The sequence below is a fragment of the Vreelandella rituensis genome (assembly GCF_003336665.1).
GTDB classification, from domain to species: Bacteria; Pseudomonadota; Gammaproteobacteria; order Pseudomonadales; family Halomonadaceae; genus Vreelandella; species Vreelandella rituensis.
The window spans coordinates 13,385-29,980 of the sequence record NZ_QPIJ01000013.1 but is presented as its reverse complement, the minus strand read 5'-3'; the positions used below and the strand labels follow the sequence as shown (position 1 = coordinate 29,980).

Annotated in this window: 17 protein-coding genes; 12 read left to right on the top strand and 5 right to left on the bottom strand. The window is 55.6% G+C overall.

Translation table 11 applies throughout. The annotated features are described in order from the left end of the window. The first annotated feature begins 156 nt into the window (after positions 1 to 156). A complete protein-coding gene (locus DU506_RS07710) occupies positions 157 to 897 on the top strand; it encodes a hypothetical protein (RefSeq protein WP_114486360.1) in 741 nt (246 codons plus the stop codon). Positions 898 to 975: 78 nt separating this feature from the next. Beyond that, positions 976 to 1,755 carry a curlin subunit CsgB gene (locus DU506_RS07705; RefSeq protein ID WP_114486359.1) on the top strand — a complete coding sequence of 260 codons (780 nt, stop codon included), beginning with the start codon at positions 976 to 978 and terminating at the stop codon, positions 1,753 to 1,755. Positions 1,756 to 1,867: 112 nt separating this feature from the next. On the opposite strand, the gene DU506_RS07700 is transcribed toward DU506_RS07705, so the two are convergent. The 5 genes from DU506_RS07700 to DU506_RS07680 form a co-directional block, all read right to left on the bottom strand. Continuing rightward, positions 1,868 to 2,242 (bottom strand): hypothetical protein, encoded by a 375-nt coding sequence (locus DU506_RS07700; protein ID WP_235825478.1) that lies wholly within the window; start codon positions 2,240 to 2,242, stop codon positions 1,868 to 1,870. 141 nt (positions 2,243 to 2,383) lie between these two features. Next, positions 2,384 to 3,664 (bottom strand): glutamate-1-semialdehyde 2,1-aminomutase, encoded by a 1,281-nt coding sequence (hemL, locus tag DU506_RS07695; protein ID WP_114486358.1) that lies wholly within the window; start codon positions 3,662 to 3,664, stop codon positions 2,384 to 2,386. Between the two features lie 27 nt (positions 3,665 to 3,691). Then, on the bottom strand, positions 3,692 to 4,498 hold the full coding sequence (gene thiD / locus DU506_RS07690; RefSeq protein WP_114486357.1) for a bifunctional hydroxymethylpyrimidine kinase/phosphomethylpyrimidine kinase: 807 nt from the start codon (positions 4,496 to 4,498) through the stop codon (positions 3,692 to 3,694). Further along, positions 4,498 to 4,929 carry a protoporphyrinogen oxidase HemJ gene (hemJ, locus tag DU506_RS07685; RefSeq protein WP_114486356.1) on the bottom strand — a complete coding sequence of 144 codons (432 nt, stop codon included), beginning with the start codon at positions 4,927 to 4,929 and terminating at the stop codon, positions 4,498 to 4,500. The genes thiD and hemJ overlap by 1 nt, the downstream gene beginning before the upstream one ends. A 19-nt stretch (positions 4,930 to 4,948) precedes the next feature. Then, positions 4,949 to 6,733 carry a chloride channel protein gene (locus DU506_RS07680; RefSeq protein WP_114486355.1) on the bottom strand — a complete coding sequence of 595 codons (1,785 nt, stop codon included), beginning with the start codon at positions 6,731 to 6,733 and terminating at the stop codon, positions 4,949 to 4,951. A gap of 209 nt (positions 6,734 to 6,942) precedes the next feature. Here DU506_RS07680 and argC point away from each other — a divergent pair, with 209 nt between their 5' ends. The 10 genes from argC (at position 6,943) to DU506_RS07630 (ending at position 16,592) form a co-directional block, all read left to right on the top strand. Continuing rightward, positions 6,943 to 7,977: an N-acetyl-gamma-glutamyl-phosphate reductase gene (gene argC, locus DU506_RS07675; RefSeq protein WP_114486354.1), complete on the top strand. Its 1,035-nt coding sequence runs from the start codon at positions 6,943 to 6,945 to the stop codon at positions 7,975 to 7,977. Positions 7,978 to 8,093: 116 nt separating this feature from the next. Further along, the gene (gene erpA, locus DU506_RS07670; RefSeq protein WP_114486353.1) at positions 8,094 to 8,447 is read left to right on the top strand and encodes an iron-sulfur cluster insertion protein ErpA; all 354 of its coding nucleotides are present in this window, start codon (positions 8,094 to 8,096) and stop codon (positions 8,445 to 8,447) included. 217 nt (positions 8,448 to 8,664) lie between these two features. Beyond that, the gene (locus DU506_RS07665) at positions 8,665 to 9,438 is read left to right on the top strand and encodes a transporter substrate-binding domain-containing protein (RefSeq protein WP_114486407.1); all 774 of its coding nucleotides are present in this window, start codon (positions 8,665 to 8,667) and stop codon (positions 9,436 to 9,438) included. A 143-nt stretch (positions 9,439 to 9,581) separates the two neighbouring features. Further along, on the top strand, positions 9,582 to 10,253 hold the full coding sequence (locus tag DU506_RS07660) for an amino acid ABC transporter permease (protein ID WP_114486352.1): 672 nt from the start codon (positions 9,582 to 9,584) through the stop codon (positions 10,251 to 10,253). An 11-nt stretch (positions 10,254 to 10,264) separates the two neighbouring features. Beyond that, positions 10,265 to 11,026: an amino acid ABC transporter ATP-binding protein gene (locus DU506_RS07655; RefSeq protein WP_114486351.1), complete on the top strand. Its 762-nt coding sequence runs from the start codon at positions 10,265 to 10,267 to the stop codon at positions 11,024 to 11,026. A gap of 566 nt (positions 11,027 to 11,592) precedes the next feature. Next, positions 11,593 to 13,491, top strand: coding sequence for a tRNA uridine-5-carboxymethylaminomethyl(34) synthesis enzyme MnmG (mnmG, locus tag DU506_RS07650; RefSeq protein ID WP_114486350.1), 1,899 nt, complete (start codon positions 11,593 to 11,595; stop codon positions 13,489 to 13,491). Continuing rightward, positions 13,488 to 14,171: a 16S rRNA (guanine(527)-N(7))-methyltransferase RsmG gene (gene rsmG / locus DU506_RS07645; RefSeq protein WP_114486349.1), complete on the top strand. Its 684-nt coding sequence runs from the start codon at positions 13,488 to 13,490 to the stop codon at positions 14,169 to 14,171. The genes mnmG and rsmG overlap by 4 nt, the downstream gene beginning before the upstream one ends. Further along, complete coding sequence (locus DU506_RS07640; protein ID WP_114486348.1) at positions 14,172 to 14,939, top strand: ParA family protein; 768 nt, start codon at positions 14,172 to 14,174, stop codon at positions 14,937 to 14,939. Between the two features lie 78 nt (positions 14,940 to 15,017). Then, a complete protein-coding gene (locus DU506_RS07635) occupies positions 15,018 to 15,983 on the top strand; it encodes a ParB/RepB/Spo0J family partition protein (protein ID WP_114486347.1) in 966 nt (321 codons plus the stop codon). A 201-nt stretch (positions 15,984 to 16,184) separates the two neighbouring features. After that, on the top strand, positions 16,185 to 16,592 hold the full coding sequence (locus DU506_RS07630) for an ATP synthase subunit I (RefSeq protein ID WP_114486346.1): 408 nt from the start codon (positions 16,185 to 16,187) through the stop codon (positions 16,590 to 16,592). Positions 16,593 to 16,596: the final 4 nt, after the last annotated feature.

The following is a 16,596-nucleotide window of genomic DNA, read 5'->3' as shown; positions in this document are numbered from 1 at the left end:
CGGTCTCAAACTCCAGGGCCATGCTTATGCATGGCCTTTTTTATTTAATCTTATAGCTAAATAAGTTGCCCTAACTAGAACATAAAACCGTTGAAATAGAAAAACGTTGCTGTACTGCTATTTAAATTATTTTCTCCGATATGACTAATAACCTATGTGCTGCGTATTAAAAATAACATTATTCCAATTTTTAAAACCATGATCTTTTTAAACTTACATTTCAGTTCAAATGCTCATGGAAACGCTATCGATCCGATCCATACTGAACCCAACAAAAAGTTACACGAAATTTACAAAATGAACGAGAGAGTAACCATGCATACCAGACAGCATTGCCCAGGCGCTTCAAAGCGCGCCAACGCTTCCAAGGTTACCCAAGCCATTTCACTTTGTACCCTGGGATGGGTGGCCATGGCTTTTTCTCTTTCTGTTTCGGCGGAGGAACAGTCGCTTATTTATCCCGGGGTCGACGATAAGACAGCCCAGACGTTCATCACTGAAACTGAAGTAACGCTGCCCAATGAAATCCGGTTTTCCGATCGCCGTGCCAATGTTGCGCTAATCAAGCAGATAGGTGACGGCAATACCAACGTGATCACTCAGAACCGAAATACAGTGGGTCGAGCGAACATGGCTTCCATTTACCAGAATGGTAACTTCAATGAAGCCACGATCACTCAAGAAGGCTCCAACAATATTGGCCTGGTTAACCAGCAAGGTAACCGCCTGGAGGCCAATATTACCCAGAATGGCAACCAATTCGAATCTCAAGTCAATCAGTACGGACTTGAAGGGAAAGTAAACGTTTCACAATCGGGTAGTGGCTACCGAACCCTTACCGTGGAGCAACTCAGTTCTTCCGGTGCGGGTACAACAGCCACAATCGTAACCAACTGATACGTCCTTTTCGCCGTAAAAAGACCTCTGTCAGAAATCAAAATTTTAGCAAGACCTCAATAAACAAGGGGAATAACCATGAAAATTCAATTGACTAGCATCGCAGCCGCCGTCGCTTTCGCCGTATCCGCTTCAGCAGCAATGGCGCAAACCGCACCTGACTCTGTCTTCAACGGTTCCAGGGCAACTATTGATGGCATGGCCGGTTCAAGTTATGACGGCAGTGCCGTGGGTAGTGATTCTTTCATCGACCAAGATGGGAATAACAACGTCAATGTTGTCACTCAGTGGGGAACGCAGGTTTCCCGCATCAAGCAAGACGGTAACAACAATAGCACCAATGTGACTCAGGACGATGTCGTGGGTAGCGCAGCAGCGGGTAATAACTACTCAAAGATCGATCAGAAACATAACAACAATACTGCGACCGTCAATCAATTAGGCGTGGAAAATGATTCTGTCATTGCGCAAGATGGCAATAAAAATTACGCTTCTGTAGACCAGGATGGCTACAGAAATGATTCCTGGGTCGAACAGCAGGGCAATAACAACTGGGCCGATGTAAATCAATACGGTGACCTGAATGATAGCTATATCAAATTCAAGGGTAATTCCAATGATGCGAGCGTAAATCAAGTCGGCGACGAATTGGATAGCGATATTATCACTTACGGCGATCATAACTATTACAGTGTTAACCAAAGCGGCTACGGTCACGACTCCTTTATTCGTACCGTCGGTTCTAACAACTCTAACATCGTCAGCCAAAGTGGTGATTTCGGCACTTCAGGTCAGCACTTCTCTCAAATCAAGACTCACGGAAACAACAACTATAATGAAGTTAGCCAAGGTTATTAATCCAAGCGGATTATTAGGTAAGCTATATAAAACAGTAGGATAAAACTACCGAAGCGCCCTGTCATCAGCAGGGCGTTTTTTTCATAACTGTAAAATTTTTATAGTTTTAAAATCAATTACCCGAGACATTAATCTGTAACGTTCCCCCTTTTCCTTGGGTGGCCGAGCGCGAGCGGTTACCGCCTTTGGCGATGTCGATTTCCAGGCGTCCTTCGCTTAGCATCGAGACCGTACCTTCTAGGGCTTCACCTTCATAGGTGTAATCGGCGGGCACCGTGCCATTGTCTTCCTGGTATTCTTGAATCTCACCGTTCTGGGTCACCCGCCAACGCGCCGAATAGCGCGTTTCAGGCGAGCCGGTGATACTGATGTGGATTCGATTTGCGTCACTCACGGGGTTCTCCTTCTGTTCTGCATGGGCACTCATGGATAATAGTCCGCTACCCAAGCCGATAACCAGCAGGGCGCTGCGGTATACATTCATCATGTTGAATTTCCTCGTATTCCTTGCTGCCAACTCAGGGCGCTATGGCCCGCTGTGATCATGTCAGCTGCCTATACGACAAAGGCCACACCCAGACGGGTGCGGCCTTTTCAGTATAGCGTTTAACGCGGAAACAACATTAAGTTACATTAGAGAAAATGCCTTTTCAGCGGCGTCCAGCGTCAATTGAATATCTTCGGCGGTGTGAGCACTGGACATGAAGCCGGCCTCAAATGCCGAAGGCGCGAGGTAAACGCCTTGATCGAGCATAGCGCCGAAGAAACGCCGGAAAGCTTCCGGGTCGCAGGCTGTCGCTTGAGCAAAGTTATCCACACGACGTTGCGCGGTGAAAAACACCCCGAACATACCTCCGGCATGCTGGGTCAGCATGGGAATTTCAGCGGCATCTGCGCGCTCTTGAAGACCATGGCAAAGAGTTTCCACACGCTGGGTCAGAGAGGCATGAAAACCGGGCACCTGCAATTTGGTGAGTAGCGTGATACCCGCAGCCATCGCCAGGGGGTTACCCGATAAGGTACCCGCATGATAGACCGGGCCCAGTGGGGAGATTTGCTCCATGATCTCGCGCTTGCCACCGAAGGCGCCCACCGGCATTCCGCCCCCCACGATCTTGCCCAGACAGGTCAAATCCGGCGTAACCCCGTAATGCGCTTGAGCACCGCCCATGGCCACCCGAAAGCCGGTCATCACTTCATCGAAAATCAGCACACTGCCGTGCTCGTTACACACACGACGCAGGGTTTCCAGAAAGTCCGGCTGGGGGGGAATGCAATTCATATTGCCGGCCACCGGCTCGACGATGATGCCGGCAATCTCATCGCCAAGCTCGCTGAAGCACTGCTCGACGCCTTCCGGGTCGTTGAACGAGAGCGTGATGGTATGTTCGGCAAGTGAGGCGGGTACCCCTGGGGAATTGGGCACCCCATGAGTCAAGGCGCCTGAACCGGCCTTGACCAGCAGTGAATCCGAATGACCGTGGTAGTTGCCTTCGAATTTGACGATCTTGTCCCGCCCGGTAAATCCGCGTGCCAGGCGAATTGCCGACATCGTGGCTTCAGTACCTGAGCTGGTCATGCGGACCATCTCGATGCTGGGGATCATTTCGCAGATCAAGTCGGCCATGGTGGTTTCAATGGCCGTCGGAGTACCGAAGGAAAGGCCGTTATCCAACCGAGCGCGCACTGCGGCCAGTACATCCGGGTCGGCATGACCGGTGATCATCGGGCCCCAGGAACCCACGTAATCCACGTAGCGGTTGCCTTCTACATCAAACAGATAAGCGCCCTGGGCGCGCTCCATGAATACCGGGGGACGATGCAAGCCCTTGAAGGCGCGCACGGGTGAATTGACACCGCCGGGAATGTGGCGGCTGGCGAGTTCGAATAATTCGGCGGATGTTGTCATCGTGCCCTCATTGATCAGAATAAAAAATCACCCATCGCGACGTAAACGACAGGGCAGGGATTGCCCTTGGGACGGTCGATAGCTCTGGGATAAGGCCTGCCAGGTAAAGCGCTGCGCTTGCTCACAGGCCATAGGTAAACGCTCACCTACCGCCAGGCGCGCGGCCAAAGCGGCGGCCAAGGTACAGCCGGAGCCATGAAAGCTGCCTTCCAGGCGCGGCCATTGCCACTGGCGTGTGGTTTCCGGCGCATGCAACGTATGGGTTACCACGTTGCCTTCACTGCCCGGAATAGGGTCATCGGTTCCGGTCACCAGCACCGCCTGGCAGCCTTGTCTTATCAGCGCAACGGCACGGGCCGTATCGTCATTGATATTTTGGATCTCGGGGGTCAAACGCGCCAGCTCAAGTCGGTTGGGCGTCAAGATATCCACAAGGGGTAGCAGGCGCTGACAAAAGCTATCGAGCAAACCCTCTGTGGATAACTCAGCGCCTCCGCCGGCTTTAAGCACCGGGTCGACCACCACAGGTATCCCGGGAAAACTTCGGATCACTGTTTCGACAACCTGCAAGGTAGCCTCATCAGCAATCAGACCCACTTTGATGGCGGCGATTTCCATGTCCTTCAGCGCCTTGACCATGGCATGGATAAGCGCCGGGGCCACCGGCATTACCTGAGACACATTCCGACAGTTCTGTACGGTCAAGGCCGTTGGAATGGTGAATGCCCAGCCACCACAGGCAGCAATCGCTTCACTGTCGGCAACTATACCGGCGCCACCGGTGGGGTCATGACCACCTAACACCAACACAACCGGCGGTAACGGAGTCCCCATCAATAGGGTTTCACAATCGCCAGCACGATAATGATGATCAGCGCGATCACCGGCATTTCATTGAACCAGCGAAAGAATATATTGCTTCGCGTGCAGCGGTCCTCAGCGAACTGCTTGAGGTAAATGAGACACACATGATGGTAGGCAATCAATATCACTACCAGCAATAATTTGGTATGCAGCCAGCCTTGCGTGAACCAGCCGGGTACCAGGTATAAAAGCCAGCCACCAAACAGGACCACCGCGATCATGGAAGGCGTCATGATGCCGCGATACAGCTTGCGCTCCATGGTCTTGAAATACTCCATGGCTTGATGGTCACCTTTGTCGCGAGCCATGGCGTGATACACATATAAGCGCGGCAAATAGAAAAGGGCGGCGAACCAGGTCACCATGGCAATCAGGTGTAACGCTTTTATCCAGTCGTACATGCAAACTCCTTTGGGTTGTTTATCCAGTCGGCCCGGTGTCGGTGTACCGATAATACCGCTCTATGGCGTCGCGGGTGATGATACCGGAAATTCGTTTCTGCTTGGGCCGGTGTCCGTGCACCACGTAAAGGGCACCAAGCGCATCGTTTTGCAAGGCAATAAAGGCTTCAGACAGGGTCGCCTGCAAGCCGATGGGCGCCATTTCCAGGCGTTCTCCGGGAATCTCCAACAGATCGATCAAGCCGTCCGCATTCAAGCCTTCGTAGTGATCCGGGGCATCTTCATGATCGATCATCCAGCGCGCCAGTTCCGCCGCCTTCAGCGCCAGCACCGGTTTATCTTCGGTGGAGCGCTCGATCACCAGCCAAACCGGATTGCTTTCCAATAGCCGTCGGGCCTCCTCCGGGGAAAGCATTCGCGTGGTACGTTCGACACTGCGCTCCATCACCGCTGGTACGGACACCCGGGAAAGTGCCTGCATCAAGGGTTGTTGCAAGGGATGGCGACCGTAACGCGTCGAGCTGATGAAAAACCCTTCACACCCGGCAAGCTGGCGCGAGGTGAGACAAGCCACCACCACCGCCAACATGCCCGGCAACATGATGGTGGGGTTATGGGTCAGCTCGAGGAGTGCCATCAATGCGGCTAACGGTGCCTGGAGAACCGCCGCCATCATCGCGGCCATTCCCAGCATCGCGTATACGCCCACCTCGGAAGCTATTTCCGGCCAGACCAGCCCTCCGAGCAAACCGCTCAGGGCACCACTCGCCGCCCCGACCACCAACACCGGGCCGATGATCCCGATAGGAATGCCACTGGCAACGGTCAAGGCGGTGAGCAGCAACTTGGCGATGATCAAGGCCAACAGGACATCCACACTCAGTTGGCCGTTAAGTGCCGCGGCCAGGCTGTCATAACCGATCCCTTGCACCTGGGGGTACCACAAGGCGACACCCCCGGTAACGACCCCCACGAGGGCCAAGCGCAGCCACAGGGGTAACCGAGTGATACGGGGGGTACGCGACACATGGATGAAGGCACCTGCCAACAGGCCAATCATCAACCCCATCAACACCACCCAGGGTAGATTGATCAAGGAGCCCAGAGAAACATCCGGAACCGGAAAAGCCGCTTCACTGCCATACACCAGCTGGGCCACGAGCGCCCCCATGGTAGAGGCCAGCATCACCGGCATGAAGCTCATCAGGGTATATTCCATCATGACCACTTCCATGGCGAAGATGACCCCGGCGAGCGGTGTATTGAACGAAGCGGAGATACCGGCGGCGGTACCGCAGGCCACCAGCACCCGCAGACTGTTATGCGGCAAGCGCAGCTGTTGCCCGAGCCCACTGGCGGCCGCCGCCCCCAGATGAATGGCCGGGCCTTCACGCCCCGCGGAAAGCCCGCCGAGTACCGACACCACCCCCACCCACCATTGGTTGAGCCAGTTACGCAACGGGAAGCGGCCTTGATGGTAAGTCAGCCGTTCAATGACATGGCTGACGCCCAGCTTGCGTGCGGTGGGTTTCTGGCGCCATAGCAAGACACCGATAAGGATCACCGTGACGATTGGCAGCAGCGCACGAAACCAGGGGGCCAAGCCTTCGAAGGCTTCCGGGTTGCCTTCGGGCATATAGACATTGGCGCCCCAATCGAGCAACAAGCGAAATCCCACCATCAAGGCGCCGGTGATGACCCCGGAAACCATGCCCAGCACACATAACTGGGGCAACGCATCGACGTTGGCCAGTTGGCGACGAAAACTCTCCAGCGTGAAATCCGAACGTGAAAAACGCGACACGAGCACCTTTCCTTGATTGCAAAGTTCTTAAGACCGATTCTGTGATAGAAACCCCGAGGCAGTACTCTCGAAATAAAGACATCCAAGGGGCTGATGCCGCAATGCCGCTATTAGCTTGTCCTCTTGTGTATCATAGCGAGTAACCCTTCGACAGCCCGGCGGATGAGTTTGGCCGGTTGTCTCAATGTGAAAACGCCAAGGAGTTCATCGTGATCAAGGTCGGAATCGTCGGCGGCACAGGCTATACCGGTGTCGAACTGCTACGCTTGCTGGCGCATCACCGCGACGTCAGTGTCGAGGCCATCACCTCGCGTTCGGAAGCCGGGATGAAGGTCTGTGACATGTATCCCAATCTGCGCGGTCATTACGACAACCTGACATTCAGCGAGCCTGAGGCAAAACGCCTGGGCGCCATGGATGCGGTGTTCTTCGCCACCCCTCATGGGGTCGCTCACGCCCTGGCCGGTGAACTACTCGCCCAAGGCACCCGAGTGATCGATCTTTCCGCTGATTTTCGTCTGCGCGACGTCGACGAATGGGCGCACTGGTACGACCAGCCCCACGGTGCTCCGGAGCTGCTGCAGGAAGCGGTTTACGGCCTGCCCGAAATGCACCGCGAGCGTATCAAGTCGGCACGCCTGATTGCGGTGCCCGGCTGTTATCCCACCGCGGTACAGTTGGGCTACCTGCCGCTGCTCGAGGCCGGCTTGATCGACCCGACCCAATTGATCGCCGATTGCAAATCCGGGGTCACCGGGGCCGGGCGCGGTGCCAAGGTACCTTCGCTGCTGGCCGAAGCCAGCGAATCGATGAAAGCGTATGGGGCGTCGGGCCATCGCCACTTGCCGGAAATCCGTCAAGGGTTGAAAGATATTGCCGGTAGCGACACCGGCCTGACTTTCGTGCCACACTTGACGCCGATGATACGCGGTATTCACGCCACGCTTTACAGCCAGCTGACAGCCGAACCGGAAGATCTCCAGGCCCTGTTCGAAGCCCGCTACGCCAACGAGCCGTTCGTCGATGTGTTACCCGCAGGCAGCCATCCGGAAACACGTAGCGTCAAAGGCACCAATACCTGCCGTCTGGCGGTGCATCGTCCGGGCAACGGCAATACCGTGGTGGTGCTGTCCGTCATCGACAACCTGGTCAAGGGTGCCTCCGGACAGGCAATTCAAACCCTCAATCTGATGTTCGGTCTGGATGAGCGCAGGGGTCTGGACGCGCCTGCCGTCATGCCCTGATTCGTTTCTCGCGAACTTCCCACGCCCCAGTAAAAGTTGACCCTTTTACTGGGTATTACCGATAATCCCTTTATCAGCTAGTCACGTTTTTTCCTTAAAGCTCGCGGGAGGTACCCATGAGCGGTGCAGAATCTTTTGTTCCCACACCCCTGTTGCTGTCTGACAGTGCCCGAAAACGTCTTCAGGCGTTGATCGCCGAAGAAAATAACCCTGAACTCAAATTACGGGTGTACGTCACCGGTGGTGGCTGTTCCGGTTTCCAATACGGTTTCGACTTCGCCGAAGACGTAACCGAAGACGATACTCTGATTCCATTCGGTGAAGTCTCGCTGGTGGTCGACCCGCTTTCCTATCAATACCTGGTCGGTTCCACCGTCGATTTCGAAGAAGGCCTGGCCGGTGCTCGTTTTCGCATACAGAACCCCAATGCCACCACCACGTGCGGCTGCGGCGCCTCCTTCATGGTGTAACCTCACAAGAAACCAGCCAAAAGCTTGATTGCTTACCAAGACTGACCAAGGCGTCAATACAGCGTTGGCGTAACGCAATGTCGCTAACTTGACGCCTTGGGGGTTTCTCGCCACTGTTAAGCAGGCACAAGATTAAAATCGATTGTTAAGCACGCCTGGCGTCGCTGAGACAATCGGCCGTTAACAGATCACGGGGACACCTATGAAACCTTCTCGCATGGCTTACCTGGCCCTACCTAAAACCGCATTGGTCGCCGCTGTCGCACTCGGCCTGGGCAGTGCTTCCGCCGTCATGGCGCAAACGCCCACCGTCAATGTGGTCACCGATCCAAGTTTCGTGCCGTTTGAAATGATGGATGCCGATACCGGTGAGATGATCGGTTTCGACATGGATATCATCAACGAAGTCGCCGAACGCGCCGGCTTCGATGTCAATCTGACCACCATGGAATTCAACGGCATCATTCCTGCGGTACAGACTGGCAATCAGGAAATCGCCATCGCCGGGGTCACCATCACCGAAGAACGTGCTGAAATCGTCGACTTTTCCGACCCCTACTACGACAGCGGTCTGCGCATCATCGTGCGCGCCGACAACGACAGCGTAGAAACGATCGATGACCTCGCCGGCATGAACATCGCCACCAAGATCGGCTCGACAAGCTACGACTATTTAACCGAAAAATTCGGTGACGATGCCGAAATCACCCCTTACCCCGGCACCTCCGACATGTACATGGCCCTGCTGGGACGCAATGTCGATGCAGCGTTCTATGACGCCCCCAATGTCGCCTATTTCTCCCAGACGCGTGGGGAAGGCCGCACCAAGGTAGTCGGCCCCCTTTATGAAGGCCAACAGTACGGCATCGTTTTCCACAAGGGCAGTGACTGGGTGGAACCCACCAACGAGGCACTGGAAGCCATGCGCGACGACGGTACCTATGCCGAGATTTATGAAAAATGGTTCGGCGAAGCGCCCAACGAGGAATAATCCTTTCCTGATCTGACGCTTTTGCTGGCCACCCCAGGGCCGGGCGGTAATCCCCCCGGCCCTGTCTCGTGGGTGGCTGGCTTTTCGCCTATGCCGGTAACCCCGGCAGTCACCGATGACTGACCTCTCGGGAGGTAACGTTTGTGGAAATCACTTTTCAATTTGATTGGGCAGCGGCATTCGGTTCGATTCCGCACCTCCTCCCCGGCGTCCCCTGGACCCTACTGATTTCCTTTGGTGGCCTCGCCATCGGCTTTTTCATCGGCATCCTGTTCGGTCTGTTACGTATCAGCCCCTTGCGCTGGCTACGCTGGCCGGCAATCGTGTATGTCGAAGTGTTCCGTGGCACGCCTATCCTGGTTCAGGTGCTGTTTATCTTCTATGGCTTGCCCCAACTGCTGGGTAGTCCGATCAATGCGCTCACCGCCGGCATAGCCGCCATTGCGGTCAATTCCGGGGCCTATATTTCGGAAATCGTGCGGGGTGGCGTGCAGTCCATCGAACGCGGGCAACGTGAAGCGTCGCTTTCCCTGGGGCTTTCTCGCTCCCAGGCCTTTCGCTATGTCATCTGGCCCCAGGCTTTCCGACGCATGATTCCGCCCTTGGGCAACCAAGGCATCATCAGTATCAAGGATACCTCGCTGTTCTCGGTGATCGGCGTCGGCGAGTTGGTACGTCAGGGGCAGATCTACATCGCCACGACGTTTACCGCTCTGGAGGTCTATTTCATGGTGGCCCTAATGTACCTGGTCATCACCTGGACGCTTTCAATCCTGCTGCGCCAACTCGAGCGTAGAGGCCTGGCCGGACAATAAGGACCCCTGCGATGAATGATGATGCAACCCAACCCATCGTGCGCATGCAGGCGCTGAACAAGCATTTTGGCAACCTGCACGTATTGAAGGATATCGATCTGGAGATCGTTCCCGGTGAAGTGGTGGTGGTGATCGGGGCCAGTGGCTCGGGCAAATCCACCTTGATTCGCTGTATCAACGGCCTCGAGGAATACCAGCTGGGCAAGCTGGAAGTCGATGGCAGCCAGCTTCTACCCTTTGGCAAGAGCAACCGCGCCTTGCAGCGTATTCGTACCGAAGTCGGAATGGTGTTTCAGCAGTTCAATCTGTTTCCGCACCTCAGCGTGGTCGACAACATAACGCTCGCCCCGATGAAAGTACGCGGCTGGAGCCGCGCTGATGCCCTGGAAACCGCCAACCGCCTGCTCGAGCGCGTGGGAATTACCGATCAGGCTCACAAATATCCCGCACAGCTTTCCGGTGGCCAACAGCAACGCGTCGCCTTGGCGCGTGCCTTGGCCATGGAACCCCGCCTGATGCTGTTCGATGAGCCCACCTCGGCCCTGGACCCGGAAATGATCGGGGAGGTATTGGACGCCATGCGTGAGCTCGCCAAGGAAGGCATGACCATGGTGATCGTGACGCACGAAATGGGCTTTGCCCGTGAAGTGGCCGACCGGGTCATCTTTATCCATCAAGGTGAAATCACCGAACAGGGAGAGCCCGAAAGCCTGTTCGATAACCCTCAACACGAACGTACCCAGTCGTTTCTTTCACGGGTTTTGACTCACTAAAACCTACGTTTCGGCATGCAATGCACCCTAAATTACCGGCCTATCTTCGTGATAGGCCTTTTTTTTGCCTGTGGACAACTTTATTTTTGGCCAGTGGAGAAACCTTTGCCCAGGCAGAGCATGGCAGGCATGAGCGAAACAATAAGGACGCTTGCAAAATTGTTCACAGGTGCGGTAACAACTAGGGTATGGAGCGGTGGACAAACCGTGAATTACTGGCCCTGTGGATAAAGCGCCTTTTCATCCACAGGAGGTTCACCGTTAACCAGCAGGTAGTACGCTGCTTTCAACCGCGATCATCAACAACGTAATAATATGATTTTTATAGGATTAAATGGCTTAATAACAGATTTTGCCCACACTAGTAATTACAACAACAACAGAACTTCTTTATTTATATTTATATTGTTATTTAATACTTGAGTCGCTGGCTGACAGGGTGTGGAAAAACCTGACGGTTACCCACAGGAGGTTTATACTGCCCAGCTTCATTTTGAATACCGCCAAGGCAGCGTCCTTGCCGGCTGATCACATCGCGCCGTCATCGGTGCAAGACGAGGTGTCTTTTGAATTACCCCGACCGCTTTGACGTCATCGTCATCGGCGGAGGCCATGCGGGAACTGAAGCCGCACTGGCCTCCGCTCGCATGGGCAGTCAGACCCTGCTGCTGACCCACAACATCGAAACCCTGGGGCAAATGTCCTGTAATCCAGCGATTGGCGGGATCGGCAAGAGCCATCTGGTCAAGGAAATCGATGCCTTGGGGGGAGCCATGGGGCTTGCAACCGACCTCGGTGGTATCCAGTTTCGTGTGCTCAATGCTCGCAAAGGCCCGGCAGTTCGAGCGACAAGAGCCCAGGCCGATCGCATCCGCTACAAATCCGCTATCCGGGGAATGCTGGAAAACCAGCCCAACCTGACGTTGTTTCAGCAAGCGGCAGGCGATCTGATTGTGGATAACGACAGCGTTTGCGGTGTGGTGACCGAAACCGGCATTCGCTTTCTTTCCAAGACGGTTGTGTTGTCCACAGGGACTTTTCTGGGCGGTGTTATCCACATCGGTCTGGACCAGAGTCGCGGCGGCCGGGCCGGCGATCCTCCCTCCAATGCGCTTGCCGAACGTCTGCGCGCACTGCCATTTCGTGTCGACCGCCTAAAAACCGGAACACCGCCACGCCTGGATGCCAAGAGTGTGGATTTCTCGGGGCTCGAAACTCAGCCAGGAGATACACCCACTCCCGTGATGTCGTACATGGGCAAGCAGGAAATGCACCCGGCGCAGGTCAATTGTCATATCGCGCATACCAACGAGCAGACCCACGACATCATCCTCGCCAACCTGGAACGCTCACCGATGTATTCCGGGGTGATCGAGGGCGTGGGGCCGCGTTACTGCCCTTCGATCGAAGACAAGGTGCATCGTTTCGCCGACAAGAATAGCCATCAGGTGTTTATCGAGCCTGAAGGGCTGGATACCCACGAGCTTTATCCCAACGGGATTTCGACCTCGTTGCCGTTCGATATTCAGCTCAAGGTAGTCCGCTCGATCAAGGGGCTGGAAAACGTCCATATCACCCGGCCGGGCTATGCCATCGAATACGATTTCTTTGACCCACGCGATCTCAAACATTCATTGGAAACACGTTTTATCCACAACCTGTATTTTGCCGGACAAATCAACGGCACCACCGGCTACGAAGAAGCCGGGGCCCAGGGCCTGCTGGCCGGGCTGAATGCCGCACGTCGGGCCCAGGGTCTGGACGCCTGGTGGCCTCGCCGTGACGAGGCTTATCTCGGCGTTCTGGTTGATGATCTGATCACCCTGGGCACCAAGGAGCCCTACCGCATGTTCACTTCTCGGGCGGAATATCGGTTATTGCTGCGCGAAGACAACGCCGATTTGCGTCTGACCGAGATCGGTCGCGGACTTGGGCTGGTCGATGATCAGCGTTGGCAAGCCTTCAGCACCAAGCGCGAGGCAATCGAAAGGGAAAACCAGCGGTTGTCTTCGCTTTGGGTGCATCCCGGGAGTGCCGGTGCCGCTGAATTGGAAACCAAACTCGGCAAGCCCTTGAGTCGCGAATACCGGGTAAGTGATCTGCTCAGGCGCCCGGAATTGAGTTACCAGGACCTTGCCCTGCTCGATGGCGGCACGGCAGTCGATGATCCCCAGGTGGCAGAACAGGTCCAGATCCAGGCCAAATACCAAGGCTATATCGAGCGTCAGCAGAACGAGATCGACAAGCTCAAGCGCCATGAAGCCACAGCGTTACCAGAAGCGCTGGATTACCAGCGGGTGGAAGGGCTGTCTCATGAAATTCGCCAGAAGCTTGAAGAGGCGCGTCCTGCCACCTTGGCGCATGCCGCGCGCATTTCTGGGGTCACCCCGGCTGCGGTGTCGATACTATTGATTCACTTGAAAAAACGCCGTTTGCTGGATGAGACTAAGGTGGCCAACGGATGACACCGCTTGCCCTGTTGCGCTCACAACTGCCTGACTCCGCCGTTGTGCGGCTGAGTCAAGGCCTGGCCGAACTACAGCTTGAGGTCACCCCAGAACAGCAAGAACGGCTACTGGGATTGCTGGCGCTGTTGCACAAGTGGAACCGGGCTTATAACCTCACCGCAGTACGCGACGTCGACACCATGGTGTCGCGTCACCTGCTCGACAGCGCTGCCGTGCTGCCTTTCGTCAAGGGGCCGCGTCTGCTGGACGTGGGTGCCGGGCCTGGATTTCCGGGTCTGGTGCTGGCGATTCTTGCGCCCTCACTTGAGGTCACCCTGCTGGACAGCAACGGCAAGAAAGTACGTTTTCAGCGCCAAGCAGTGATGGAACTGGGGCTGAGCAACGTCTCTCCGGTGCAGGCACGGGTGGAAAGTTTCGCCCAGGGACAGTTCGATCAGGTCATTTCACGTGCCTTTGCCAGCCTGGCCGATTTCATCGCCATGACCCGCAAGCTTCCGGTTACGGATGGCCAATGGCTGGCGATGAAAGGCCCCGGTGCGGATGAAGAGTTACGCCAATTTACCGACCATCATCAAATGCCCGAGGGTATTCGATTGCACAGCCGGCATAAATTGAACGTGCCCTTTGAAAGCGCCGAGCGGCAGCTGTTGATTCTCACCCAGCAAGGAGTGGAGTAAGTGAGCCAGATCATAGCCCTGACCAACCAGAAAGGCGGTGTCGGCAAGACCACCTCGGCGGTCAACCTGGCCGCCGGCCTGGCATCGCTCAAACATCGGGTGCTGCTGGTGGATCTTGATCCACAAGGCCATGCCAGCATGGGCAGCGGTATCGACAAGCATGGCCTCGATACCAGTGTGCTGGATGTCCTGCTGGGTGATGTCGCGGCGGAAGCGGTGATCAAGCGCAAGACGCCGGCGGGATTCGATGTGCTGCCGAGCAATGGCGACTTGACCGCCGCCGAGGTGGAGCTTCTTTCGCATGAACCGCGTGAAGCCTGCTTAAAAAATGCCTTGCTTGGCGTGGCCTCGACCTATGATGTGGTGCTGATCGACTGCCCGCCATCGCTCAACATGTTGACGGTGAATGCGCTAACCGCTGCCGATAGCGTGCTGATCCCCTTGCAGTGCGAATTTTATGCCTTGGAAGGTCTGTCGGCGCTGCTCGATACCATCGAGCAGATCAAGCAGAGTGTAAATCCCTCGCTCAAGGTTGCCGGTATCCTGCGTACCATGTACGACAAACGCATGAGCCTGACGCGGGAAGTGGACAAACAGTTGCGTGACTTTTTTGGCGATGCCCTGTTGAAAACCACGATTCCACGTAACATCAAGGTCGCGGAAGCCCCCAGCTACGGCCTTCCGGTGACACAGTACGCGCGTTTTTCCCGGGGCAGCCAGGCATACCGCGTGCTGGCCAAGGAAATGATTCGCCGTTTGTCGCTGTAACGAGTCGTTGTTTTTTCAGGTACCTTTTTCAGGTGCAGTGATACGCCGCAGTAGGGTTATAAACGTGAGGAATGAGCGATGACGCGTAAACGCGCTCTGGGACGTGGCCTGGATGCCCTGATCGGCGCCGGTGCCCGTCGTCGAGAAAGTCTGGAATTTTCCGGTAAGGAACTGGCCGGCGCCGACCTGTTCGGCGCGCCGCTCGCCGCTGAGGAAGATCTGGGTACGTCTGAATCTGATATTGAAGCCCCCGAAGCAGCCAAGGACCGCCTCGACTATTTGCCTCTGAGTCAGCTGTCTCGGGGCAAATATCAGCCTCGCCGTGATATTCAGCCTGAAGCACTGGAAGAACTTGCCGATTCCATTCGCGCCCAGGGCGTGATGCAACCCATTGTGGTGCGTCCGACCGGAACCGACCGCTATGAAATTATTGCCGGGGAGCGCCGCTGGCGCGCTGCCCAGCTTGCTGAACTCGACGTCATCCCGGCGGTGATCCGCGAAGTCACCGATGAAGTCGCCCTGGCATTGGCGCTGATCGAGAACATTCAGCGGGAAAATCTCAACGCCATCGAAGAAGCCCTGGCCCTCAAGCGGCTGGGAGAGGAGTTTTCCCTTACCCAACAGCAGGTAGCCGATGCGGTGGGTAAATCCCGCACTCAGGTAGCCAACCTCTTGCGCCTGTTGGCGCTGGACCCGGAAGTGCAGACGCTGCTTGAACGTGGTGATCTGGACATGGGGCATGCCCGGGCACTGCTGAGTCTTCCCGGAGTCAAGCAGCGCCAGATAGCGCATGAAGTCGTCAATAAGGATCTGACCGTAAGGGCCACCGAAGCGCTGGTAAAAAAATATCAGCTGCAGGGAGAACCGGCCCGTGCGGAAAGTAGTCGTCCGCAGCTTCCGGACGTGGCTCGGCTGGAAACTCAGCTGGGCGAGCTGCTAGGCGCGCCGGTCGCCATTCAGCATGGCAACCGTGGCAAAGGCAAGCTGACCATTCGCTATACCAGCCTGGAAGAACTCGACGGAATTCTGGAACACATTCGCTGAACCTGATCAGAAAATCGTGAGCAAACTAAAGAATGTTGACAATAATTCCCCCTTTGGTCGCAAGTTAGTCGCTCAAAGGGCAAAAACGCCATAGCTTTGGTTGAAGGTGTGATAGGGCTTCCCTATAATCCGGCGGGGTTTGCCTGATTGTGGCGGGAGTCAGCCTGTAGACGTAATACCTGCCCTGCGGAATGTCGACACATGCATAAAACGAATTCAGTACAGCGTCGACGCATGGATTTCAGGCGACTTTTTCTAGCCCAGGGGCTCGCGATACTGGTGACAATGGGCATCGCAGCTTGGTGGGATAGTCTGGAAGGGTTGATATCGGCGTTGCTGGGTGGCCTGGTGGGCCTGTTGCCTTCGGTATATTTCGTGTGGTGCGGCTCGCGTCGGCGAGGAGGTAAGACCCCGCGTGCCAAGGCGCTCAATTTTTATCAGGCAGCGATGGGCAAGTTTGGTTTGACGGTGGCATTGTTCGTTGTGGTGTTCATTGCAGCGCCCCCCTCAAACCCCGCTTTCTTTTTTAGCGCTTATGTGGCGGTAGTACTAATGCATTGGCTAGCACCTTGGCTAATGTCTGGAAACCGTCCAATTGACTTGAGGTGAAATT